This window comes from Escherichia sp. TW09308, assembly GCF_000208565.1.
GTDB classification, from domain to species: domain Bacteria; phylum Pseudomonadota; class Gammaproteobacteria; order Enterobacterales; family Enterobacteriaceae; genus Escherichia; species Escherichia marmotae.
This window is the reverse complement of record NZ_AEME01000001.1, coordinates 3,590,044-3,612,498: the sequence shown is the minus strand read 5'-3', so window position 1 is coordinate 3,612,498 and position 22,455 is coordinate 3,590,044. Positions and strand designations below refer to the sequence as shown.

Annotated in this window: 23 protein-coding genes; 17 read left to right on the top strand and 6 right to left on the bottom strand. The window is 49.0% G+C overall.

What is annotated here, in order from left to right; all coding sequences use genetic code 11:
- Positions 1 to 4: 4 nt before the first annotated feature.
- From tauB to tauD, 3 genes are read left to right on the top strand one after another with little or no spacing between them, the layout of a single operon-like run.
- A complete protein-coding gene (tauB, locus tag ESM_RS0117275; RefSeq protein WP_000939336.1) occupies positions 5 to 772 on the top strand; it encodes a taurine ABC transporter ATP-binding subunit in 768 nt (255 codons plus the stop codon).
- The gene (gene tauC, locus ESM_RS0117270) at positions 769 to 1,596 is read left to right on the top strand and encodes a taurine ABC transporter permease TauC (RefSeq protein WP_000117704.1); all 828 of its coding nucleotides are present in this window, start codon (positions 769 to 771) and stop codon (positions 1,594 to 1,596) included. The genes tauB and tauC overlap by 4 nt, the downstream gene beginning before the upstream one ends.
- A complete protein-coding gene (tauD, locus tag ESM_RS0117265) occupies positions 1,593 to 2,444 on the top strand; it encodes a taurine dioxygenase (RefSeq protein ID WP_000004076.1) in 852 nt (283 codons plus the stop codon). Before tauC ends, tauD begins: the two co-directional genes overlap by 4 nt.
- A 40-nt stretch (positions 2,445 to 2,484) precedes the next feature.
- Here tauD and hemB read toward each other — a convergent pair whose 3' ends face one another.
- Positions 2,485 to 3,459 (bottom strand): porphobilinogen synthase, encoded by a 975-nt coding sequence (gene hemB / locus ESM_RS0117260; protein WP_001515859.1) that lies wholly within the window; start codon positions 3,457 to 3,459, stop codon positions 2,485 to 2,487.
- A gap of 527 nt (positions 3,460 to 3,986) precedes the next feature.
- Between hemB and ehaB the strand changes: the two genes are divergently transcribed.
- Both ehaB and iprA read left to right on the top strand, forming a co-directional pair.
- Entirely contained in the window at positions 3,987 to 6,935 is a 2,949-nt protein-coding gene (ehaB, locus tag ESM_RS0117255) for an autotransporter adhesin EhaB (RefSeq protein ID WP_000556449.1), read from the top strand.
- 85 nt (positions 6,936 to 7,020) lie between these two features.
- On the top strand, positions 7,021 to 7,644 hold the full coding sequence (iprA, locus tag ESM_RS0117250) for a hydrogen peroxide resistance inhibitor IprA (RefSeq protein WP_010379475.1): 624 nt from the start codon (positions 7,021 to 7,023) through the stop codon (positions 7,642 to 7,644).
- On the opposite strand, the gene ampH is transcribed toward iprA, so the two are convergent.
- Positions 7,645 to 8,802 (bottom strand): D-alanyl-D-alanine-carboxypeptidase/endopeptidase AmpH, encoded by a 1,158-nt coding sequence (gene ampH, locus ESM_RS0117245; protein WP_000830760.1) that lies wholly within the window; start codon positions 8,800 to 8,802, stop codon positions 7,645 to 7,647.
- A gap of 351 nt (positions 8,803 to 9,153) precedes the next feature.
- Between ampH and sbmA the strand changes: the two genes are divergently transcribed.
- Positions 9,154 to 10,374 (top strand): peptide antibiotic transporter SbmA, encoded by a 1,221-nt coding sequence (gene sbmA / locus ESM_RS0117240; RefSeq protein WP_000477031.1) that lies wholly within the window; start codon positions 9,154 to 9,156, stop codon positions 10,372 to 10,374.
- Between the two features lie 12 nt (positions 10,375 to 10,386).
- Entirely contained in the window at positions 10,387 to 11,481 is a 1,095-nt protein-coding gene (yaiW, locus tag ESM_RS0117235) for a surface-exposed outer membrane lipoprotein YaiW (RefSeq protein WP_000077454.1), read from the top strand.
- A 57-nt stretch (positions 11,482 to 11,538) separates the two neighbouring features.
- Here yaiW and ESM_RS0117230 read toward each other — a convergent pair whose 3' ends face one another.
- Positions 11,539 to 11,847: a DUF2755 family protein gene (locus ESM_RS0117230; RefSeq protein ID WP_000763136.1), complete on the bottom strand. Its 309-nt coding sequence runs from the start codon at positions 11,845 to 11,847 to the stop codon at positions 11,539 to 11,541.
- 258 nt (positions 11,848 to 12,105) lie between these two features.
- Here ESM_RS0117230 and ESM_RS1000000128505 point away from each other — a divergent pair, with 258 nt between their 5' ends.
- A complete protein-coding gene (locus ESM_RS1000000128505; RefSeq protein ID WP_001515864.1) occupies positions 12,106 to 12,318 on the top strand; it encodes a DUF2754 domain-containing protein in 213 nt (70 codons plus the stop codon).
- A gap of 203 nt (positions 12,319 to 12,521) precedes the next feature.
- Here ESM_RS1000000128505 and ddlA read toward each other — a convergent pair whose 3' ends face one another.
- Positions 12,522 to 13,616, bottom strand: coding sequence for a D-alanine--D-alanine ligase (gene ddlA, locus ESM_RS0117220; RefSeq protein WP_000413695.1), 1,095 nt, complete (start codon positions 13,614 to 13,616; stop codon positions 12,522 to 12,524).
- A 460-nt stretch (positions 13,617 to 14,076) separates the two neighbouring features.
- On the opposite strand from ddlA, the gene iraP reads away from it, so the two are divergent.
- The 4 genes from iraP to adrA all read left to right on the top strand — a co-directional run bounded on the left by iraP (position 14,077) and on the right by adrA (position 17,510).
- Positions 14,077 to 14,337 carry an anti-adapter protein IraP gene (gene iraP / locus ESM_RS0117215; protein ID WP_000792967.1) on the top strand — a complete coding sequence of 87 codons (261 nt, stop codon included), beginning with the start codon at positions 14,077 to 14,079 and terminating at the stop codon, positions 14,335 to 14,337.
- Between the two features lie 101 nt (positions 14,338 to 14,438).
- Positions 14,439 to 15,851 (top strand): alkaline phosphatase, encoded by a 1,413-nt coding sequence (phoA, locus tag ESM_RS0117210; protein WP_000814409.1) that lies wholly within the window; start codon positions 14,439 to 14,441, stop codon positions 15,849 to 15,851.
- Positions 15,852 to 15,972: 121 nt separating this feature from the next.
- Positions 15,973 to 16,293 carry a phosphate starvation-inducible protein PsiF gene (psiF, locus tag ESM_RS0117205; RefSeq protein ID WP_000705171.1) on the top strand — a complete coding sequence of 107 codons (321 nt, stop codon included), beginning with the start codon at positions 15,973 to 15,975 and terminating at the stop codon, positions 16,291 to 16,293.
- A gap of 101 nt (positions 16,294 to 16,394) precedes the next feature.
- Entirely contained in the window at positions 16,395 to 17,510 is a 1,116-nt protein-coding gene (gene adrA, locus ESM_RS0117200; RefSeq protein ID WP_000484071.1) for a diguanylate cyclase AdrA, read from the top strand.
- 16 nt (positions 17,511 to 17,526) lie between these two features.
- Here the strand turns inward: adrA and proC are convergent, their stop codons facing one another.
- Entirely contained in the window at positions 17,527 to 18,336 is an 810-nt protein-coding gene (proC, locus tag ESM_RS0117195) for a pyrroline-5-carboxylate reductase (RefSeq protein ID WP_000412183.1), read from the bottom strand.
- A gap of 121 nt (positions 18,337 to 18,457) precedes the next feature.
- On the opposite strand from proC, the gene ESM_RS0117190 reads away from it, so the two are divergent.
- The 5 genes from ESM_RS0117190 to ppnP all read left to right on the top strand — a co-directional run bounded on the left by ESM_RS0117190 (position 18,458) and on the right by ppnP (position 21,155).
- Positions 18,458 to 18,916: a YaiI/YqxD family protein gene (locus tag ESM_RS0117190; protein WP_000158170.1), complete on the top strand. Its 459-nt coding sequence runs from the start codon at positions 18,458 to 18,460 to the stop codon at positions 18,914 to 18,916.
- Positions 18,917 to 19,098: 182 nt separating this feature from the next.
- Entirely contained in the window at positions 19,099 to 19,623 is a 525-nt protein-coding gene (gene aroL / locus ESM_RS0117185; protein ID WP_000193402.1) for a shikimate kinase AroL, read from the top strand.
- 49 nt (positions 19,624 to 19,672) lie between these two features.
- The gene (yaiA, locus tag ESM_RS0117180) at positions 19,673 to 19,864 is read left to right on the top strand and encodes a protein YaiA (protein ID WP_001142443.1); all 192 of its coding nucleotides are present in this window, start codon (positions 19,673 to 19,675) and stop codon (positions 19,862 to 19,864) included.
- Between the two features lie 257 nt (positions 19,865 to 20,121).
- Complete coding sequence (locus tag ESM_RS0117175) at positions 20,122 to 20,799, top strand: AroM family protein (protein ID WP_001276430.1); 678 nt, start codon at positions 20,122 to 20,124, stop codon at positions 20,797 to 20,799.
- 71 nt (positions 20,800 to 20,870) lie between these two features.
- Positions 20,871 to 21,155 carry a pyrimidine/purine nucleoside phosphorylase gene (gene ppnP, locus ESM_RS0117170; RefSeq protein ID WP_000941942.1) on the top strand — a complete coding sequence of 95 codons (285 nt, stop codon included), beginning with the start codon at positions 20,871 to 20,873 and terminating at the stop codon, positions 21,153 to 21,155.
- 357 nt (positions 21,156 to 21,512) lie between these two features.
- On the opposite strand, the gene rdgC is transcribed toward ppnP, so the two are convergent.
- A complete protein-coding gene (gene rdgC, locus ESM_RS0117165) occupies positions 21,513 to 22,424 on the bottom strand; it encodes a recombination-associated protein RdgC (RefSeq protein ID WP_010379449.1) in 912 nt (303 codons plus the stop codon).
- Positions 22,425 to 22,455 lie beyond the last annotated feature (31 nt).

Here is a 22,455-nt window from a genome sequence, read left to right as displayed (position 1 = left end):
GCGAATGCTGCAAATCTCTCATCTTTACGCCGATTATGGCGGCAAACCGGCGCTGGAAGATATCAACCTGGCGCTGGAAAACGGCGAATTGTTGGTAGTGCTGGGGCCGTCCGGTTGCGGCAAAACTACCTTGTTAAATTTGATAGCTGGTTTTGTGCCTTATCAGCACGGCAGCATTCAACTGGCGGGCAAGCGTATTCAGGGACCGGGGGCTGAGCGCGGCGTGGTTTTTCAGAATGAAGGATTGCTGCCGTGGCGCAATGTGCAGGATAACGTGGCGTTTGGCCTGCAACTGGCGGGGATGGAGAAAACGCCACGTCTGGAAATCGTGCGCCAGATGCTGAAAAAAGTAGGTCTGGAAGGCGCAGAAAAAAGATATGTCTGGCAGCTTTCCGGTGGTCAGCGTCAACGGGTGGGAATTGCCCGCGCGCTGGCGGCTAATCCTCAGTTGTTATTACTCGACGAACCGTTTGGCGCGCTGGATGCCTTTACCCGCGACCAGATGCAAACCTTACTGCTGAAACTCTGGCAGGAGACCGACAAGCAGGTGCTGTTGATTACCCACGATATAGAAGAAGCGGTGTTTATGGCAACTGAACTGGTTCTGCTTTCATCCGCTCCTGGTCATGTGCTGGAGCGGTTGCCGCTCAACTTCGCCCGCCGCTTTGTTGCGGGGGAGTCGAGTCGCAGCATTAAGTCTGATCCACAGTTTATCGCCATGCGCGAATATGTCTTAAGCCGCGTATTTGAGCAACGGGAGGCGTTCTCATGAGCGTGGTCATTAATGAAAAACTGCATTCGCGTCGGCTGAAATGGCGCTGGCCGCTCTCAGGTCGGGTGACTTTAAGCATTGGCACGTTAGCCGTTTTACTTTCTGTATGGTGGGTAGTGGCGGCGCTGCAACTGATTAGCCCGCTGTTTTTACCACCGCCGCAGCAGGTGCTGGAAAAACTGCTCACCATTGCCGGGCCGCAAGGATTTATGGACGCCACACTTTGGCAGCATTTGGCAGCCAGCCTGACGCGCATTTTGCTGGCGTTACTTGCGGCGGTATTGATCGGCATTCCGGTCGGGATCGCGATGGGGATAAGCCCGACGGTGTGCGGCATTCTTGATCCGGTAATCGAACTGTATCGCCCGGTGCCGCCGCTGGCCTATTTGCCGCTGATGGTGATCTGGTTTGGTATTGGTGAAACCTCGAAGATCTTACTGATCTATCTGGCGATTTTTGCACCGGTGGCGATGTCGGCGCTGGCGGGAGTGAAAAGCGCGCAGCAGGTTCGCATTCGTGCCGCGCAGTCGCTAGGCGCAAGCCGTGCGCAGGTGCTGTGGTTTGTTATTCTGCCTGGCGCGCTGCCAGAAATTCTCACCGGAATACGTATTGGTTTGGGGGTGGGTTGGTCTACGCTGGTGGCGGCGGAACTGATTGCAGCGACGCGTGGTTTGGGCTTTATGGTTCAGTCTGCGGGGGAGTTTCTTGCGACTGACGTGGTACTGGCGGGGATTGCGGTGATCGCGATTATCGCCTTTCTTTTAGAACTGGGGTTGCGCGCGTTACAGCGCCGCCTGACGCCCTGGCATGGAGAAATACAATGAGTGAACGTCTGAGCATTACCCCGCTGGGATCGTATATTGGCGCACAAATTTCGGGTGCCGACCTGACGCGTCCGTTAAGCGATAACCAGTTTGAACAGCTTTACCATGCGGTGCTGCGCCATCAGGTAGTCTTTCTGCGTGAACAAGCCATTACGCCGCAGCAGCAACGCGCGCTGGCCCAGCGTTTTGGCGAGCTGCATATTCACCCTGTTTATCCTCATGCCGAAGGGGTTGAGGAGATTATCGTATTGGATACCCATAACGATAATCCGCCAGATAACGACAACTGGCACACCGATGTGACGTTTATTGAGACGCCACCCGCTGGGGCGATTCTGGCGGCGAAAGAGTTGCCCTCGACCGGCGGTGACACGCTATGGACCAGCGGTATTGCAGCGTATGAGGCGCTTTCAACTCCCTTCCGCCAACTGTTGAGCGGGCTGCGTGCGGAGCATGATTTCCGTAAATCGTTTCCGGAATACAAATATCGTAAAACCGAGGAGGAACATCAACGCTGGCGCGAGGCTGCTGCGAAAAATCCACCGTTGTTCCATCCGGTGGTGCGTACGCATCCGGTGAGCGGTAAACAGGCGCTGTTTGTTAATGAAGGTTTTACTACGCGAATTATCGATGTCAGCGAGAAAGAGAGCGAAGCGTTGCTGGGCTTTTTATTCGCCCATATCACCAAACCGGAATTTCAGGTGCGCTGGCGCTGGCAGCCAAATGACGTGGCGATTTGGGATAACCGTGTGACTCAGCACTATGCGAATGCTGATTATCTGCCGCAGCGGCGGATTATGCATCGGGCGACAATTCTCGGGGATAAACCGTTTTATCGGGCAGAGTAAGGTGAAGTGCCGGGTAGGGATTACCCGGCATCCATGGTCATTAACGCAGAATTTTTTTCTCAGCCAGATCCAGCGCAAAGTAGCTGAAAATCAGATCCGCGCCCGCACGCTTAATTGAACCTAAGCTTTCGAGCACCACTTTCTCTTCATCTATTGCACCTGCCAGCGCGGCGAACTTAATCATCGCGTACTCACCGCTGACCTGATACGCACCAATCGGCAATTCAGTACGTTCACGCAGTTCACGCACGATGTCGAGGTACGCTCCGGCTGGTTTAACCATCAGGCAGTCTGCGCCCTGGGCTTCATCCAGCAGTGACTCACGAATCGCCTCGCGACGGTTCATTGGGTTCATCTGGTAACTTTTGCGGTCGCCTTTTAATGCGCTTCCGGCAGCTTCGCGGAACGGGCCATAAAAGGAGGAGGCGAATTTAGTCGAATACGACATGATCGCAGTATCTTTAAAACCTGCGGCGTCCAGCGCCTGGCGAATTGCCTGCACCTGACCGTCCATTGCAGCGGAAGGGGCGATGAAGTCTGCACCCGCAGCAGCAGCAACTATCGCTTGTTTGCCTAAATTTTCCAGGGTTGCGTCGTTGTCGACGCCGTGATCGCACAGCACTCCGCAGTGACCGTGAGAAGTGTATTCACAGAAGCAGGTGTCTGACATGACGATCATTTCTGGCACGGTCTGCTTGCAGATGCGTGACATACGCGCCACCAGACCATCTTCCCGCCAGGCATCGCTGCCCGTTTCATCGGTATGGTGAGAAATGCCGAAAGTCATTACGGAACGAATGCCGGCGTTGGCGATGCGTTCTATTTCGCGTGCCAGATGTTTCTCTGGAATGCGCATCACGCCTGGCATGGCTTCAACGGCTTTGTAGTCGTCAATTTCTTCTTCAACAAAGATCGGCAACACCAGGTCGTTAAGGCTAAGTGTTGTCTCTTCAAACATGGCGCGCAGCGCAGGAGATTTGCGCAGGCGACGAGGGCGTTGGATTAAGTCTGTCATGGTCTGCCTGATGTTTGTGGAATTAAGGTGCACAGTATACCTGAAGCGGGGCAGGAGTGTTTTACGAAAGTTGTCGCGATGTTGTTAAGAAGGGAATGAAAGAGAGGCCATGACATCTTTTTAATAGAAATAGCAATAATTTCATATTCATTGAAAATATTTTTAATTTTTATTTATAGCTATTGGTTATTGTTTTTGGTTATTTGATTGCACTGTCAAAAACAGAATGATTAAAAGTTATTTTGGTTATTGATACATTATTTGTCTGATTTGTTTTTGTAATATATTGCAAAGTGTATGAGTTAAAATTAAGGCCATCATTAACATATTGAAATACTGCGTTTTTATCTATTTTTGTAATAAGTGTGCACGTGTGATTTATATATGTCCACATTCGGACTTAGGGGAAAGAATAATTGAACCATTCGTCTGTAACGCAGCATAATCGTTAGCGCGAAACATAATATGTTTTCTATGCATTGATAATTGATGGATCAACTTATTACGTCCCTGAGGAGGGATGACAAATGCACTCCTGGAAAAAGAAACTTGTAGTATCACAATTAGCATTGGCTTGCACTCTGGCTATCACCTCTCAGGCTAATGCAGCGACCAACGATATTTCTGGTCAAACTTACAATACTTTCCATCACTACAATGACGCCACCTATGCTGATGACGTTTACTATGATGGTTATGCAGGCTGGAACAACTACGCAGCTGACAGCTATTACAACGGCGATATTTATCCCGTCATCAATAAAGCTACCGTTAATGGCGTAATCTCTACCTACTATCTGGACGATGGTATTTCTACCAATACCAACGCCAATAGTCTGACAATCAAAAACAGCACTATCCACGGTATGATTTATTCCGAGTGCATGACAACTGATTGTGTTGATCGTGCGGATGACTACTACCATGATCGTCTGGCGCTGACTGTTGATAATTCAACAATCGACGACAACTACGAACACTATACTTATAACGGCACCTACAATAATGCCGCTGATACTCATGTTGTAGACGTTTATAACATTGGTACTGCCATTACTCTGGATCAAGAAGTTGATCTGTCCATCTCTAATAACTCTCACGTGGCAGGTATTACGCTGACTCAGGGTTATGAGTGGGAAGATATTGACGACAACACGGTCAGCACTGGCGTAAACAGCAGTGAAGTGTTTAATAACACTATTACTGTTAAAGATTCTACCGTGACCTCAGGTTCATGGACTGATGAAGGAACTACTGGTTGGTTTGGTAATACCGGTAATGCCAGTGATTACAATGGTAATGGCTGGAACGCTGATGATATCGCATTAGCCGTTATTGCACATCCTGATGCTGATAACGCCATGCAGACTACTGCAACATTCGATAACTCCACGCTGATGGGCGATGTGTTCTTCTCAAGCAACTTTGATGAGAACTTCTTCCCACATGGCCGTGATAGCTATCGTGATGCTGACGGTGATGTAGATACTAACGGTTGGGATGGTACTGATCGTCTGGATCTGACCCTGAACAATGGCAGCAAGTGGGTTGGTGCAGCAATGTCTGCGCATCAGGTTGGTGTTGATACTGATAGTGATGGTGTAAATGACTCTTATACCTATGGCGTCAATACCGAAGCTACTGCAACTCTGATCGACATCGCTGCTAATAGCCTGTGGCCTTTATCAACGGTTGGTGTAGAAAACATCGACTCTGAATACAGCGAATTTGATCACATCATCGGTAACGAAGTTTACCAGAGCGGTCTGTTCAATGTGACCCTGAACACTGGTTCACAGTGGGATACCACCAAAACTTCTCTGATCGATACTCTGAGCATCAACAGTGGTTCAACTGTTAATGTTGCTGATTCAACGCTGATTTCTGACTCTATCTCTCTGACAGGTCTTTCTGCGCTGAACATCAACGAAGATGGTCATGTTGCAACTGATTCACTGACTATCGACAACAGTACCGTAACCATCTCTGATGAAGTTTCTGCTGGTTGGGCTGTAGGTGATGCAGCTCTGTATGCGAACAACATCAAAGTGACTAACGACGGTATCCTGGATGTTGGTAACACTGCGGCGAATGCTCTTCAGGTTGATACACTGAACCTGACCAGCACCACTGATACCAGTGGCAACATTCATGCTGGTGTATTCAACATCGAAAGCAACCGCTTCGTACTTGATGCAGACTTGACCAACGACCGTACCAACGACACTACCAAGTCAAACTACGGTTATGGCGTAATCGCAATGAACTCTGATGGTCACCTGACCATTAATGGTAACGGCGATAACGATAACACTGCTTCTATCGAAGCAGGTCAGAACGAAGTTGATAACAGCGGTGACCATGTTGCCGCTGCAACCGGTAACTACAAAGTTCGTATCGACAACGCTACTGGTGCTGGTTCAATCGCTGACTACAACGGTAACGAGCTGATTTACGTTAACGATAAAAACAGCAATGCTACCTTCTCTGCTGCTAACAAAGCTGACCTGGGTGCTTACACCTACGAAGCCCGCCAGGAAGGTAACACCGTTGTTCTGCATCAGACCGAGCTGACCGACTACGCGAACATGGCGCTGAGCATTCCGTCTGCAAACACCAATATCTGGAACCTGGAACAAGACACCGTTGGTACTCGTCTGACCAACTCTCGTCATGGCCTGGCTGATAACGGTGGCGCGTGGGTAAGCTACTTCGGTGGTAACTTCAACGGCAACAACGGCACCATTGACTACGATCAGGATGTTAACGGCATCATGGTCGGTGTTGATACCAAAATTGACGGTAATAACGCTAAGTGGATCGTCGGTGCGGCTGCAGGCTTCGGTAAAGGTGACATGAATGACCGTTCTGGTCAGGTGGATCAAGACAGCCAGTCTGCCTACATCTACTCTTCTGCTCGCTTCGCGAACAACATCTTTGTTGATGGTAGCTTGAGCTACTCTCACTTCAACAACGATCTGTCTGCAACCATGAGCAACGGTACTTACGTTGACGGTAGCACCAACTCTGACGCGTGGGGCTTCGGTTTGAAAGCCGGTTACGACTTCAAACTGGGTGATGCTGGTTACGTAACGCCTTACGGCAGCGTTTCTGGTCTGTTCCAGTCTGGTGATGACTACCAGTTGAGCAACGACATGAAAGTTGACGGTCAGTCTTACGACAGCATGCGTTATGAGCTGGGTGTAGATGCAGGTTATACCTTCACTTACAGCGAAGACCAGGCTCTGACTCCGTACTTCAAACTGGCTTACGTCTACGACGACTCTAACAACGATAACGATGTGAACGGCGATTCCATCGATAACGGTACTGAAGGGTCTGCGGTACGTGTTGGTCTGGGTACTCAGTTCAGCTTTACCAAGAACTTCAGTGCCTATACCGATGCTAACTACCTCGGTGGCGGTGACGTAGATCAAGACTGGTCCGCGAATGTGGGTGTTAAATATACCTGGTAATATTCTTCATTCTGAAGAAATAGGTAATTTAATCTAAATAATGCCCGTCAAGGATTTGACGGGCATTACTGCAAAGGACGCGCAAATGTTATCTGTAGTTAAACCTCTTCAGGAATTTGGTAAGCTCGATAAATGTTTGTCCAGATACGGCACGCGCTTCGAGTTTAATAATGAAAAACAAGTTATATTTTCAAGTGATGTTAATAGCGAAGATACATTCGTTATTTTAGAAGGTGTTATCTCTCTGCGTAGAGAAGAAAACGTACTTATCGGTATTACCCAGGCTCCTTATATTATGGGTCTGGCTGATGGATTAATGAAAAACGATATACCATACAAATTAATATCAGAAGGAAACTGTATGGGATATCATCTGCCTGCCAAACAAACCATTGCTCTTATTGAACAACATCAACTCTGGCGTGACGCTTTCTATTGGTTAGCCTGGCAAAATCGAATTCTGGAATTACGTGACGTTCAGCTCATTGGTCACAATTCCTATGAACAAATCCGCGCTACTTTATTATCAATGATTGACTGGAATGACGAATTGCGTTCACGTATTGGTGTTATGAATTATATCCATCAACGTACACGCATATCACGTTCTGTCGTGGCAGAAGTTCTCGCGGCTTTACGCAAGGGCGGCTATATCGAAATGAATAAAGGCAAACTGATTGCTATCAACCGTTTGCCTTCAGAGTATTAATCAGGACGCGGGGATGACCAATGGTTTATTCCCGCTAAGTTCGGTCACCAAATCATTGATGCCATCACTCATATTTTTAAAGCGTGTCAACGGCGAACGCGTGACGACCACAAAAGCACCAATATTTTTTTGCGGGATCATCGCCATATAGGTAATGAATCCGCCACCGCCGCCTGTTTTCTGAATAATTCCCGGACGCCCATCTTTCGGTGCCATATATACCCAGCCTAAACCGAGCGCATCTGCTTTACCGGGTACATCCATGCCGATCACTTTCGTAAACTGCGCGCGTTGATAAATCAGCGTCTGCATACGATCCGCCTGGTTGCTGCGCTGATAAAAATCAGACGACAAATACTGCTGCATCCAGCGCATCATATCGCCAGGCGTGGAATAAACACCGCCGCTGCCTATTGCCGCCAGGGTATTATTACAAGGACTGGCCCCGCGCTCGGCAACCATTAAACGACGGCACTGGTCCGGTGATGGTGTGTATGTGGTGTCTTTCATCCCCAGCGGACGGGTAATCTGCTCTTCAAACAACTGCGTATATGGTTTGCCGGAAGCATTCGCCAGCGCATCTGCCAGTAAGTCGAATGCGAGGTTGGAATATGCAGCCTGACTACCCGGTGCGGCTTTTAGTTTGGCGGTAGAAAGGTATTTCCAACGTTGCTCGCGAGTCGGCCAGACAAACACCGGACGATTTGCTGCGCCGCCGGGCTGTTCACGCGGCAGGGCGCTGGTATGGGTTGCCAGATTCACCAGCGTAATGGGCGTTCCATTGTAGGTCGGCACGCGTGCGCCTGGCGGCGCATATTTACTTAGCGGATCGTTTAATTTCACCGTCCCTTGATCGAGCAATTTCACCAGCATCTCACTGGTCATCAGCTTAGTGAGCGACGCAATTCGCACGACAGAATCTAATTGTGGGCGAACGTTATTACCGGGACGCGTTTCCCCATAACTGCGGAAGACGCGCTGATTACCATCGATAACAACCAGGGCCATCCCCGTGGCACCGCTGCCGTAAAAAATATGATCGGCATAGCGATCGACAATATCAGAGGCGAACTCCGGTTCGGTGATCGACTGCGCCGCATGGACGGAGGTCAATGACGCCGCACACAGCACGGCAGAAAAAAGCAGACTACGTTTCAACGGTGGTGTCCATAAATTAAATGAAGGTAACTAAGCGTATTTATACTACTCATAGATGGATTGCAAAGGGCGAATTAGTGCAATAATAGTGTTAAAAACGTAACGGCGCGTAAACACGTTCTTTTTCCTGCTCACCAATGCCTGCATTTGTGATCCTGCGCGTGTTAATCCGCTAATGTAAACAATCCTTTGTTTGTGAAATCCGTCGAAACAATTCTTACGTTCAGGTTGACGAACTAAGTAGCTTGCCATTGGTCACAATGGGCGGTTTCATTTGGCTTGCTCTTTGGAGTGGTCATGCGGTTTATGCACAGCAGTTGTTAAAATGATAAGAAGTTAGCAGGAGAGCATATGTTTAAGTCTTTTTTCCCAAAGCCGGGTACGTTTTTCCTCTCGGCCTTTGTTTGGGCATTGATTGCCGTGATCTTCTGGCAAGCCGGTGGTGGTGATTGGGTGGCTCGTATCACCGGGGCTTCCGGGCAGATCCCGATTAGCGCCGCCCGTTTCTGGTCATTAGACTTCCTGGTTTTTTATGCTTACTACATTGTTTGTGTAGGACTCTTTGCGCTGTTCTGGTTTATATACAGCCCGCATCGTTGGCAATACTGGTCAATACTCGGTACTGCGCTGATTATCTTCGTTACCTGGTTTCTGGTGGAAGTTGGGGTTGCCGTCAACGCTTGGTATGCGCCGTTCTATGATCTGATCCAAACCGCGCTAAGTTCGCCGCATAAAGTGACCATTGAACAGTTTTATCGCGAAGTGGGCGTCTTTCTGGGGATTGCGCTGATTGCGGTAGTGATCAGTGTGTTGAACAATTTCTTTGTTAGCCACTACGTGTTCCGCTGGCGTACAGCGATGAACGAGTACTACATGGCAAACTGGCAACAACTCCGTCATATCGAAGGTGCCGCCCAGCGTGTGCAGGAAGACACTATGCGTTTTGCCTCTACGTTGGAAAATATGGGGGTAAGTTTTATCAACGCTATCATGACGTTGATCGCCTTCTTGCCGGTGTTGGTGACGCTCTCCGCGCATGTGCCGGAATTGCCGATTATTGGACATATTCCGTATGGCCTGGTGATTGCTGCCATCGTCTGGTCGCTGATGGGCACCGGGCTGCTGGCGGTGGTGGGGATCAAACTGCCGGGACTGGAATTTAAAAACCAGCGCGTAGAAGCGGCTTATCGTAAAGAGTTGGTTTATGGTGAAGACGATGCATCGCGCGCGACGCCGCCAACGGTACGCGAGCTGTTCAGCGCCGTGCGGAAGAACTATTTTCGTCTCTATTTTCACTATATGTATTTCAATATTGCCCGCATTCTCTATTTGCAGGTTGATAACGTTTTCGGTTTGTTCTTGCTGTTTCCGTCGATTGTTGCCGGTACGATTACGCTCGGCCTGATGACGCAAATTACCAACGTTTTCGATCAGGTGCGCGGTGCTTTCCAGTATCTGATTAACTCATGGACTACGTTGGTAGAGTTAATGTCTATCTACAAACGTCTGCGCAGCTTTGAACATGAGCTGGATGGTGACAAAATTCAGGAAGTAACCCATACGTTGAGTTAAAAAGGAGAGGTAATGTCGCAGTTCACTCGTCTTTCTTCGCTTTCATTGTTGGCGGTTCTGGTTTTAGCGGGGTGTAGTAGTCAGGCTCCGCAACCGTTGAAAAAGGGCGAAAAAGCGATAGATGTAGCGAGCGTCGTGCGGCAGAAGTTGCCCGCCAGCGTGAAAGACCGCGATGCCTGGGCGAAAGATATTGCCACCACTTTTGAAAGTCAGGGGCTGGCACCGACGCTGGAAAACGTCTGCTCGGTGCTGGCGGTGGCACAGCAGGAGTCTAATTATCAGGCGGATCCGGCCGTTCCGGGCTTAAGTAAAATTGCCTGGCAAGAGATTGACCGTCGCGCCGAACGGATGCATATCCCCGCTTTTTTGGTTCATACCGCGCTGAAAATTAAATCACCAAACGGCAAAAGTTACAGCGAACGGTTAGATTCCGTGCGTACAGAAAAGCAGTTAAGCGCGATTTTTGACGATCTGATCAGCATGGTGCCGATGGGCCAGACGCTGTTTGGTTCGCTTAACCCGGTGCGCACGGGTGGGCCGATGCAAGTCAGCATTGCTTTTGCCGAACAGCATACCAAAGGCTATCCGTGGAAAATGGACGGTACTGTCCGTCAGGAAGTCTTTAGTCGTCGCGGCGGATTATGGTTTGGTACTTACCATTTACTGAATTATCCCGCCAGTTACAGCGCGCCGATATATCGTTTTGCTGACTTTAATGCCGGCTGGTATGCCAGTCGGAACGCCGCGTTTCAGAACGCGGTCAGCAAAGCCAGCGGCGTGAAACTGGCGCTGGATGGGGATTTGATTCGCTATGACAGCAAAGAACCCGGTAAAACAGAACTGGCAACGCGCAAACTGGCAGGCAAACTGGGTATGAGTGACAGCGAAATTCGCCGTCAGTTAGAGAAAGGGGACCGCTTCTCTTTTGAAGAGACGGCGCTGTACCAGAAAGTTTATCAGCTTGCAGAAGCGAAAACGGGTAAATCGCTACCACGTGAAATGTTGCCCGGTATCCAACTGGAAAGCCCGAAAATCACTCGTAACCTTACAACAGCATGGTTTGCGAAGCGCGTTGATGAGCGACGGGCGCGTTGTATGAAACCGTGATCAATGGGGAATCGTAGGCCAGATAAGGCGTTTACGCCGCATCTGGCACAGCAAATCTTACTGGCGACGATGTCGCCAGTGCAGCCATAAAGCAACCACGGCAAAAATGAAGCAACCAACCAAAAATGGGATTAGCCCAAAAATGGTGCCGACACCTAAGCCGATTTCCACTCGTGGGCGGCCTGTATCCTGAACCTGCATTAAACGCTCATAGACGCCAGGCGCATGCACCAACAGATTCAGTAATTGCGCCCCAATCCAAAAGCAAAACAGTACAAACAGCGCATAGGCAATGTTGCCAGGCGTTGAAGAGGTGTTGCGATATTTTCCGTTAAACAGCGATTTTGATAGGGTGAAATCAGCCATAAAAACCTCCGGAAGTCATTTGCTTCTCTTCTGGTGTGATACCAGCGGCTATGGCAAGTCTGACAGGTCATTGAGATTGTCAATATCAGAATCATGGTAAATTGATGGTGGGAATATTCCCGAAGCGTGAATATTCGTCGCGAGTCACAAAATGGTAACTTTAAGCTGAATTTTTTAACGACACTGGAAATGCTGTCTACGCCACAGACGGATGTTACAGAATATGCGAGGATGCTGTTTTTCATTATCGGAGCTGCCATGAATTTGCCTGTAAAAATCCGCCGCGACTGGCACTACTATGCGTTCGCCATTGGTCTCATTTTCATTCTTAACGGTGTGGTGGGTTTGCTGGGATTTGAAGCAAAAGGTTGGCAGACATATGCAGTCGGTCTGGTGACGTGGGTAATTAGTTTCTGGCTGGCGGGGCTGATTATTCGTCGTCGCGATGACGAAACTGAAAACGCCCAATAACATATGATTGGGCGTTCAGGGGATGGCAAAGTACTCGCTGTTCATGCCGGATGCGGCATTAACGCTTTAGCCTGTCTACAAAATCTTGCAAAATCAATATATTGAAATTGTCTGGTAGGCCTGATAAGCGTAGCGCATCAGGCAATCTTACGCTTGTCACCAGTCTTAAACGCCCAATAAAAATATTACCGGGCGATTGAAAATTACATTGTGGTTTTCAACGCGTTATCCGCAGCGTGACGTTCCAGTGCCAGTTCAATCAAACGCGTGATCAGGTCGGTGTAGCCCAGACCGCTGGCTTGCCACAACTTCGGATACATGCTGATATTAGTGAAGCCCGGCAGCGTGTTGATCTCGTTGATCACCACCTCGTTTTCCGGCGTTAAGAAGACGTCAACACGCGCCATGCCAGCACAGCCCAGCGCCTGATAAGCCTGAATGGCAATCGCCCGGATCTTATCGTTGATGTCTGGCGCAATGGCTGCCGGAACCACCACTTTCGCACCATCTTCGTCAATGTATTTGGTGTCGTAGGCGTAGAAATCGCTGGTCAGGACGATCTCGCCACAGGTGCTGGCTTGCGGATTGTCGTTGCCCAGAACCGCGCATTCGATCTCACGCCCTTTGATCCCTTGTTCAACGATCACTTTGTGATCGAACTCGAACGCCAGATCGACGGCAATCGCGTACTGTTCTTCGTTAGTCACTTTGCTGACGCCAACAGAAGAGCCCTGGTTAGCGGGTTTAACGAACAGCGGTAAACCCAGTTTAGACTCCACTTCGGCAAAACTGATTTTGTGACGATTGGCGCGTGTCAGGGTAATAAATGGCGCAATGTTCAACCCGGCATCACGCAGCAGACGTTTGGTGACGTCTTTATCCATACAGGCGGCAGAGGCCAGCACATCGGAACCGACAAACGGTAAATTAGCGACCCGCAACATCCCCTGCAGGGAGCCATCTTCACCCAGCGTACCGTGGACAATCGGGAAAATGACATCTACCGTCGGCAATGGTTGGCCGTTCTGTGCATCAATAAGTTGATGCTCATGTCTACCCGGCACCTGCGCGAGGCTGGTAGCCGAAGGGCGCAACGCGATATGGGCAGGATCGTCTGCGTTTAGCAGATAATTACTGGCATCACTGACGTGCCATTGCCCTTGTTTATCAATGCCCAGCAGCACAACGTCGAAACGACTTTTATCAATGGCATCGACAATGTTTTTTGCCGATTGCAGAGACACTTCATGTTCCGCTGATTTTCCACCAAAAACGATACCTACCCGCAGTTTTTCCATCTTAAAAACCTATCCCGTCGAACATAAAGAACATACATTACCACGACAAAACGGTTGATTCGCGGCCTTCTGACAGAATGTTGCAATCTTCTGGTCACAAAGCGCTCAGCGTACTGACTGTGAAATATCATCGATTAAATTATGTTCTACAGATCACAAAAATGATGAACGGGAAGCTAATTTGTTGCTGGCATTAACCATGACTCGGCTTGTGAATAACTTAATAATAAGTTAACGAACTAAATATATTTCATAACTTTTTATTATATTAATGATTTATAATTGAATAGCTGTTTTATTTGTAAGGTAATTATTTAAATAAGAGAAACGTTTCGCTGATAAATATGTGGAAATATTTGTGCAAAGTATTTCCTTCGTCATAAAAATACTACTTCCAGCCCCTATGCAGTTATGAAGCATAATGTTAACTTCTCCATACTTTGGATAAGGAAATACAGACATGAAAAATCTCATTGCTGAGTTGTTATTTAAGCTTGCCCAAAAAGAAGAAGAGTCGAAGGAACTGTGCGCGCAGGTTGAGGCACTGGAGATTATTGTCACCGCGATGCTTCGCAATATGGCGCAAAAAGACCAACAGCGGTTGATTGATCAGGTTGAGGGGGCGTTGTATGCGGTAAAGCCCGATGCCAGCATTCCTGATGACGACACGGAGCTGCTGCGCGATTACGTAAAGAAGTTATTGAGGTATCCTCGTCAGTAAAAAATTAAGCCTTTTCAACGATTGTCATAAAGCTGTCACGCCAGAGACTTATAGTCGCTTTGTTTTTATTTTTTACTGTATTTGTACATGGAGAAAATAAAGTGAAACAAAGCACTATTGCACTGGCTCTCTTACCGTTATTGTTTACCCCTGTAACAAACGCCCAGACGCCGCAGACACCCATTCTGGAAAACCGGGCTGCACAGGGAGATATTACTACGCCCGGCGGTGCCCGCCGTTTAACAGGCGATCAGACCGCCGCCTTGCGTGATTCACTTAGCGATAAGCCGGTAAAAAATATTATATTACTGATTGGCGATGGGATGGGGGATTCGGAAATTACTGCCGCACGAAATTATGCCGAAGGTGCGGGCGGTTTTTTTAAAGGAATCGATGCGTTACCGCTTACCGGGCAATACACTCACTATTCTCTGGATAAAAGAACCGGTAAACCGGACTACGTAACCGACTCCGCTGCGTCAGCAACCGCCTGGTCAACTGGCGTCAAAACCTATAACGGCGCGCTGGGCGTCGATATTCATGAAAAAGATCATCCAACGATACTGGAGATGGCAAAAGCCGCAGGCCTGGCCACTGGCAACGTTTCAACGGCTGAATTGCAGGATGCCACACCTGCCGCGCTGGTGGCGCATGTGACGTCGCGCAAATGCTACGGACCGAGCGTTACCAGTGAAAAATGCCCGAGTAATGCGCTGGAAAAAGGCGGTAAAGGCTCCATCACTGAACAACTGCTTAACGCTCGTGCCGATGTAACGCTTGGCGGCGGTGCAAAAACGTTTGCAGAAACAGCAACCGCCGGTGAATGGCAGGGAAAAACGCTGCGTGAACAAGCACAGGCGCGTGGTTATCAGTTAGTGACTGATACAGCCTCGTTAGAAGCGGTGACGGAGGCAAATCAGGATAAACCACTGCTCGGATTATTTTCCGATGGCAATATGCCGGTACGCTGGAAAGGTCCAAAGGCGTCTTATCACGGCAATATCGATAAGCCTGCGGTAACTTGTACTCCGAATCCGCAGCGTAATGACAGCATACCGACGTTAGCGCAGATGACCGACAAGGCCATTGAGTTATTAAGTAAAAATGAAAAAGGCTTCTTCCTGCAAGTCGAAGGTGCATCGATCGACAAACAGGATCACGCCGCGAATCCTTGTGGGCAAATTGGTGAGACGGTTGACCTTGATGAAGCTGTACAACGGGCGCTGGAATTTGCCAAAAAAGATGGTAACACCCTGGTAGTGGTAACGGCTGACCATGCTCACGCCAGCCAAATTGTCCCGCCGGATACCAAAGCACCGGGTCTGACTCAGGCGTTAAATACCAAAGATGGCGCAGTAATGGTGATGAGCTACGGTAACTCTGAAGAGGATTCGCAAGAGCATACTGGCAGCCAGTTGCGTATTGCTGCTTATGGCCCGCACGCTGCAAACGTCGTTGGCCTGACCGATCAGACCGATCTCTTCTACACCATGAAAGCCGCATTGGGCCTGTAATTAAACCGCACCCGACGATGAATTTGTGTCGTCGGGTGGTTTTTTTGCTGTTAGCAACCAGACTTAAAGGCAGATCACGGGCGCAAACGCTCCTGGTTAAAATGTTAAGAGGGATGGTGCTATGAAAATAACATTACTGGTTACCCTGCTATTCGGTTTAGTTTTTTTAACCACAGTTGGCGCTGCCGAGAGGACGTTAACCCCGCAACAACAGCGTATGACTTCCTGTAATCAACAGGCCACGGCGCAGGCGTTGAAAGGGGATGCCCGTAAGACGTACATGAGTGATTGCCTGAAGAACAGTAAGTCTGCGCCCGGCGAGAAGAGTTTGACGCCGCAACAGCAGAAGATGCGCGAATGCAATGGTCAGGCGACGCAGCAATCTCTGAAAGGTGATGATCGCAATAAGTTTATGAGCACCTGCCTCAAGAACGCCGCGTAATACCTGATAGTGCTAACGGGTGAGCTAAGAAAATGGCTCACCCGAAATATCATACTCCCGCTCTTAATCCCGTCTCTATAATTTGGGCAAATTGTTTCTAAATGTTCCCAAAAATAATGAATGATGAAAACTTTTTCAAAAAAGCGGCGGCGCACGGGGAGGAACCACCATTAACTCCTCAAAACGAACATCAGCGTTCCGGGCTGCGCTTTGCCCGTCGCGTCAGGTTGCCCCGTATGGTTGGGCTGGCTGGGATGTTCTTACCGATTGCATCAACGCTGGTTTCGCACCCGCCGCCGGGGTGGTGGTGGCTGGTGTTGGTCGGCTGGGCTTTTGTCTGGCCGCATTTAGCCTGGCAGTTAGCGAGCAGGGCCATTGATCCACTTAGCCGGGAAATTTACAACTTAAAAACTGATGCAGTATTAGCGGGGATGTGGGTAGGCGTGATGGGCGTAAACGTGCTGCCTTCGATCGCGATGTTAATGATTATGTGTCTGAATTTGATGGGGGCTGGTGGCCCTCGTCTGTTTGTCGCTGGTCTGGTGTTAATGGTAGTTTCCTGCCTTGTCACGCTTGAACTAACGGGTATCACGGTGTCGCTAAATAGTGCACCGCTGGAGTGGTGGCTTTCCCTTCCCATTATCGTTATTTATCCTCTGCTGTTTGGCTGGGTCAGCTACCAGACGGCAACAAAACTTGCAGAACATAAACGCAGATTGCAGGTAATGAGCACTCGTGATGGCATGACGGGGGTTTATAACAGGCGTCACTGGGAAATTATGCTGCGTAATGAGTTTGATAATTGTCGGCGGCATAACCGCGATGCGACGTTATTAATCATCGATATCGACCATTTCAAAAGCATCAACGACACCTGGGGCCACGATGTGGGTGATGAAGCGATTGTGGCACTGACCCGACAGTTACAAATCACTCTGCGCGGCAGTGATGTGATTGGTCGTTTTGGGGGCGATGAATTTGCGGTGATTATGTCTGGTACGCCAGCAGAAAACGCCATTACCGCCATGTTACGCGTACATGATGGGCTAAATACATTACGCTTACCAAGTACGCCGCAGGTGATGTTGCGGATAAGTGTTGGTGTCGCGCCGCTGAGTCCGCAAATGAGTCACTATCGCGAGTGGCTGAAATCGGCCGATATGGCACTCTATAAAGCAAAGAAAGCCGGACGTAACCGCACCGAAGTGGCGGCCTGACGTCCGGAGTGGTTCATCAGGATTTGCTAAGTTTTTCTGATTTTTCCATACACTTCGTCATCGCTTCGATCACTGCGGCACGGAAACCTTTCTCTTCCAGCACGCGTACTGCTTCAATGGTGGTGCCTCCTGGTGAGCAGACCATATCTTTCAATACGCCCGGATGTTCTCCGGTTTCCAGCACCATTTTTGCAGATCCCATTACCGCCTGGGCGGCAAATTTATACGCCTGCGCGCGTGGCATCCCACCTAGTACGGCGGCGTCGGCCATCGCTTCGATAAACATAAAAACATAGGCAGGTGAAGAACCGCTCACGCCGACCACCGGGTGGATCATCGGTTCGGCAATCACCTCCGCCTCGCCAAAACAGCGGAAAATATTCAGCACATCGGCGGTATCCTCTGGCGTGACCAGTGCGTTTGGCGTCACGGAGGTCATCCCGGCATTGACCAGCGCGGGAGTGTTCGGCATGGCGCGGATAATTTTCCGGTCATGGCCCAGTGCCCGGGCAAGTTGGTCGAGTGTGACGCCCGCAGCAATAGAAACCACCAGCGAGTCTTTATTCAGGCTGGAAGTGATTTCACTAAGCACTTTGATCATAATGCCAGGTTTAACAGCGGCAAAAACGATGTCGGTGATTTGTGCCACTTCCTGCGCCGATTCTGCGGCGTTGATGCCAAACTGATCATGCAAAGCGGCGACTTTATCCGGGGAGGGGGTATAGACCCAGATTTGCCCTGGAAGAACCTGACCACTGGCAATCAGACCGCCGAGAATGGCTTTTCCCATATTGCCGCAGCCAATAAAACCGATTTTCTTTTCCATTGCCTCACTCCTGCCGTGAAATTCATTGTTTTGGAAAGCGCCTGGTCAGAAGCATAAACAGAACTATGCCGGAAGGCAAAAGCGCGACACAATAGAGGATTACCCAACAAAGGAGGGGCTTATGACGATATGGGTGGATGCCGATGCGTGTCCCAATGTAATTAAAGAGATTCTGTATCGTGCAGCAGAACGTATGCAGGTGCCGTTGGTGCTGGTGGCAAATCAGAGTTTACGCGTGCCGCCATCGCGGTTTATTCGCACGCTACGCGTCGCGGCAGGCTTCGATGTTGCCGATAATGAAATTGTACGTCAGTGTGAGCCGGGCGATCTGGTGATCACTGCTGATATTCCTTTGGCTTCTGAAGTCATCGAGAAGGGGGCTGCGGCACTTAATCCACGTGGCGAACGTTACACGACGGCGACCATTCGCGAACGCCTGACAATGCGCGATTTTATGGACACCTTACGCGCCAGTGGTATTCAAACCGGGGGGCCAGATAGCCTTTCACAACGTGACCGCCAGGCCTTTGCCGCTGAGCTGGAAAAGTGGTGGCTGGAAGTGCAACGTAGTCGCGCATAAATGTAATTTATTATTTACACTTCTTTCTCGCTAATTTCTTGGTATAGTAAGGTGTAGATTGAAATTTTTACCTTAAGTGGAATTATTTCTTTACAATCGAAATTGTACTAGTTTAATGGTATGATCGCTATTCTCACGAAACCGGCTTTCGCCGCATTGCGGCCTTTTGGGGAAAACCCACGATGACACAACCTCTTTTTCTGATCGGGCCTCGGGGCTGTGGTAAAACAACGGTCGGAATGGCCCTTGCCGATTCGCTCAACTATCGGTTTGTCGATACCGATCAATGGCTGCAATCACAACTCAATATGACGGTCGCAGAGATCGTCGAAAGGGAAGAGTGGGGCGGATTTCGCGCCAGAGAAACCGCAGCACTGGAAGCGGTGACTGCGCCATCCACTGTTATTGCCACGGGCGGCGGCATTATTCTGACGGAATTTAATCGTCACTACATGCGCAATAACGGGATTGTGGTTTATTTGTGTGCGCCAGTAGCGGTACTGGTTAATCGTCTGCAAGCTGCACCCGAAGAGGATTTGCGACCAGCCTTAACCGGAAAACCGCTAAGTGAAGAAGTTCAGGAAGTGCTGGAAGAACGCGATGTGTTATATCGCGAAGTTGCGCATATTATCATTAACGCTAACAACGAACCCAGCCAGGTGATTTCTGAAATTCGTTGCGCCCTGGCACAGACGATCAATTGTTGATTCCCGAGTGCCTATACTTAACGTTCATCCCGTGAAATAAGGAAGAACGATGCCAACGAAACCACCTTATCCTCGTGAAGCATATGTTGTGACGATTGAAAAAGGAAAACCAGGGCAGACCGTAACCTGGTATCAGCTTAGAGCCGATCATCCCAAACCTGACTCTTTAATCAGCGAACATCCGACAGCTTTGGAAGCGATGGATGCGAAAAAACGCTATGAGGATCCTGACAAAGAGTGACCGTATCAGACTGCTCGGAAAGGACTCTGAGTGCTACCACAACGGACTTGCGTCACATTTTTCGCAATCCATGTTTTCCTAATAATTAGAATATTAAACAATAACAATCCATTACTGGAATCATTTGGAATCTTTACATTATGCCGGATGCGTCTGCTGCTACGCTTTTTGTCATTTGTAGCACAGGTAAGTGTCAGCAGTGGTGCTTAGCATTTGCCCGGTAATTAACGACGAAATAAAAGTAAGGTGGAAGAACAATGAGTGCGTCGTTGGCGATCCTGACCATCGGCATTGTACCTATGCAGGAAGTTTTGCCGCTCCTGACTGAGTACATTGACGAAAATAACATTTCCCATCATAGCCTGCTGGGGAAGTTAAGCCGCGAAGAAGTGATGGCGGAGTATGCGCCAGAAGCAGGTGAAGAAACGATTCTCACTTTATTAAATGATAATCAACTGGCCCACATTTCGCGTCGTAAAGTGGAGCGAGATCTGCAAAGCGTGGTTGAAGTGCTTGATAATCAGGGGTACGACGTCATTTTGCTGATGAGTACGGCAAACATTAGCTGTATGACGGCGCGTAATACAATCTTTCTCGAACCGTTACGTATATTACCACCGCTGGTTTCCTCCATTGTCGAAGGTCATCAGGTCGGTGTTATTGTACCGGTAGAAGAACTGTTGCACGTTCAGGCGCAAAAATGGCAAATCCTGCAAAAACCCCCCTTGCTTTCTCTGGGCAATCCCATTCACGATTCTGAACAGAAAATCATCGATGCCGGGAAAGAATTACTGGAAAACGGCGCAGATGTCATCATGCTGGATTGTTTGGGATTTAACCAACGTCACCGCGATTTACTGCAAAAACAGCTCGATGTTCCTGTTTTGCTCTCTAACGTATTGATTGCAAGGCTGGCGGCAGAATTACTGGTTTAATTTTGCGTGACAGTCAGCGCCTCTGACCCCTATAGTGAAGTGGATGTTTAACTACCAGACAGGGCCAGTTTATGCTTCAAAGTAACGAGTACTTTTCCGGCAAAGTGAAATCGATCGGCTTTTCCAGCAGCAGCACTGGTCGCGCCAGCGTTGGTGTCATGGTTGAAGGCGAATATACCTTCAGCACCGCTGAACCTGAAGAGATGACGGTAATCAGCGGGGCGCTGAATGTGTTGCTGCCTGATGCGACCGACTGGCAAGTGTATGAAGCCGGTTCCGTATTCAATGTTCCCGGCCACAGTGAATTTCATTTGCAAGTTGCTGAACCGACCTCTTATTTGTGCCGCTATCTGTAATATCTCGCCTTCCCGTTGATTGGGAGGGCATTTTTCTGAAAAGTAATTTGTTTTTATAATTAAAAATTTCAAAGGCTGCTGATTTTTATATTTTTGATATATTCAAATCAATTGGCTTTATTGAACGTTAACATTTAAATCAAAGGGTTAGGTGCTTGTATTGCTGGCCATGACGTTCAATCTCTAATTCATTGCTACCGCTACCTGATGCGCAATTAAAATAGTGGAAGCTCCGGTTTGCCATGTTATAAAAATCATTGCTCGATGTAGCGAATGATTATATTAATGCCTGGTATGGCGTCACATGCCAGATAAGACGCGCAGGCGTCTTATCTGGCGTTGAAGAAAAATCAGCAATTAACGTTGTGCTTCGCCACCTAATCCTTCGATCAGGTTTTGAATTAATGCTGCCAGTTCGCCGGTCATCAGGATGAAATCGGCATCAAAACGCTGGGCGTAATCTTCACGGTCGATGTCTTCGTTTTGATCTCGCAGTTCGTCGCAGAACTTCAGGCGCTTAAGCGAACCATCGTCACACATCACAAACTGAACGCGCTGCTGCCAGTCGAGCGCCAGTTTAGTCACCACTTTTCCGGCTTCAATATGATTGGTGATCTCTTCGCAGGTCAGATCCTGTTTTTTCGCACGGATCACGCCGCCATCTTCCAGCAGCGATTTCAGCTCGGCTTCATCAAGCAACTGGAATCCCTGTGCCGCGCTACCGGAGCGTACCCATTCGGTCAACGTCAGTTCAATCGGGTTTTCCATGCTCAACGGCACAACCGGTAACGACCCCAGACTTTTACGCAGCAGCGCCAGCGTATCTTCCGCTTTTTTGGCGCTGGCGCAGTCCACCATGATCAAACCATTAACCGTGTCGATCCACATCATAGTTTGGCTAAAGCGGCTGAATGCGCGCGGCAGCAGAGAGTGCAGCACCTCATCTTTCAGGGAATCTTTTTCGGTCTTCTTCAGCTTACGCGCCTGTTCCGCTTCCAGTTTGGCGATTTTCGCTTCCAGCGCCTGTTTAATGACCGGAGACGGGAGAATTTTTTCTTCTTTACGCGCACAGATAACAATTTGACCATTGGCAACGTGCGTTAATGCATCGCTGTGCGATCCCATCGGAGGAACCCAGCCCATCTTCGCCATGTCCTGGCTGCCGCATGGGGTAAATGCCATCGAGGCTAGCTGTTTTTCCATCTCTTCCGCACGCAGCGAAATTTCGCGGCTAAGACGGTAAACCATTAAATTTTTGAACCACAGCATGATAATTTCCACGGCCTTGTCGTTAAATTTA

Coding starts and splice junctions, on each gene's coding strand:
- tauB (WP_000939336.1), top strand. CDS start 5: ATGCTGCAAATCTCTCATCTTTACGCCGATTATGGCGGCAAACCGGCG.
- tauC (WP_000117704.1), top strand. CDS start 769: ATGAGCGTGGTCATTAATGAAAAACTGCATTCGCGTCGGCTGAAATGG.
- tauD (WP_000004076.1), top strand. CDS start 1,593: ATGAGTGAACGTCTGAGCATTACCCCGCTGGGATCGTATATTGGCGCA.
- hemB (WP_001515859.1), bottom strand. CDS start 3,459: ATGACAGACTTAATCCAACGCCCTCGTCGCCTGCGCAAATCTCCTGCG.
- ehaB (WP_000556449.1), top strand. CDS start 3,987: ATGCACTCCTGGAAAAAGAAACTTGTAGTATCACAATTAGCATTGGCT.
- iprA (WP_010379475.1), top strand. CDS start 7,021: ATGTTATCTGTAGTTAAACCTCTTCAGGAATTTGGTAAGCTCGATAAA.
- sbmA (WP_000477031.1), top strand. CDS start 9,154: ATGTTTAAGTCTTTTTTCCCAAAGCCGGGTACGTTTTTCCTCTCGGCC.
- yaiW (WP_000077454.1), top strand. CDS start 10,387: ATGTCGCAGTTCACTCGTCTTTCTTCGCTTTCATTGTTGGCGGTTCTG.
- ESM_RS0117230 (WP_000763136.1), bottom strand. CDS start 11,847: ATGGCTGATTTCACCCTATCAAAATCGCTGTTTAACGGAAAATATCGC.
- ESM_RS1000000128505 (WP_001515864.1), top strand. CDS start 12,106: ATGAATTTGCCTGTAAAAATCCGCCGCGACTGGCACTACTATGCGTTC.
- ddlA (WP_000413695.1), bottom strand. CDS start 13,616: ATGGAAAAACTGCGGGTAGGTATCGTTTTTGGTGGAAAATCAGCGGAA.
- iraP (WP_000792967.1), top strand. CDS start 14,077: ATGAAAAATCTCATTGCTGAGTTGTTATTTAAGCTTGCCCAAAAAGAA.
- psiF (WP_000705171.1), top strand. CDS start 15,973: ATGAAAATAACATTACTGGTTACCCTGCTATTCGGTTTAGTTTTTTTA.
- adrA (WP_000484071.1), top strand. CDS start 16,395: ATGTTCCCAAAAATAATGAATGATGAAAACTTTTTCAAAAAAGCGGCG.
- proC (WP_000412183.1), bottom strand. CDS start 18,336: ATGGAAAAGAAAATCGGTTTTATTGGCTGCGGCAATATGGGAAAAGCC.
- ESM_RS0117190 (WP_000158170.1), top strand. CDS start 18,458: ATGACGATATGGGTGGATGCCGATGCGTGTCCCAATGTAATTAAAGAG.
- aroL (WP_000193402.1), top strand. CDS start 19,099: ATGACACAACCTCTTTTTCTGATCGGGCCTCGGGGCTGTGGTAAAACA.
- yaiA (WP_001142443.1), top strand. CDS start 19,673: ATGCCAACGAAACCACCTTATCCTCGTGAAGCATATGTTGTGACGATT.
- ESM_RS0117175 (WP_001276430.1), top strand. CDS start 20,122: ATGAGTGCGTCGTTGGCGATCCTGACCATCGGCATTGTACCTATGCAG.
- ppnP (WP_000941942.1), top strand. CDS start 20,871: ATGCTTCAAAGTAACGAGTACTTTTCCGGCAAAGTGAAATCGATCGGC.
- rdgC (WP_010379449.1), bottom strand. CDS start 22,424: ATGCTGTGGTTCAAAAATTTAATGGTTTACCGTCTTAGCCGCGAAATT.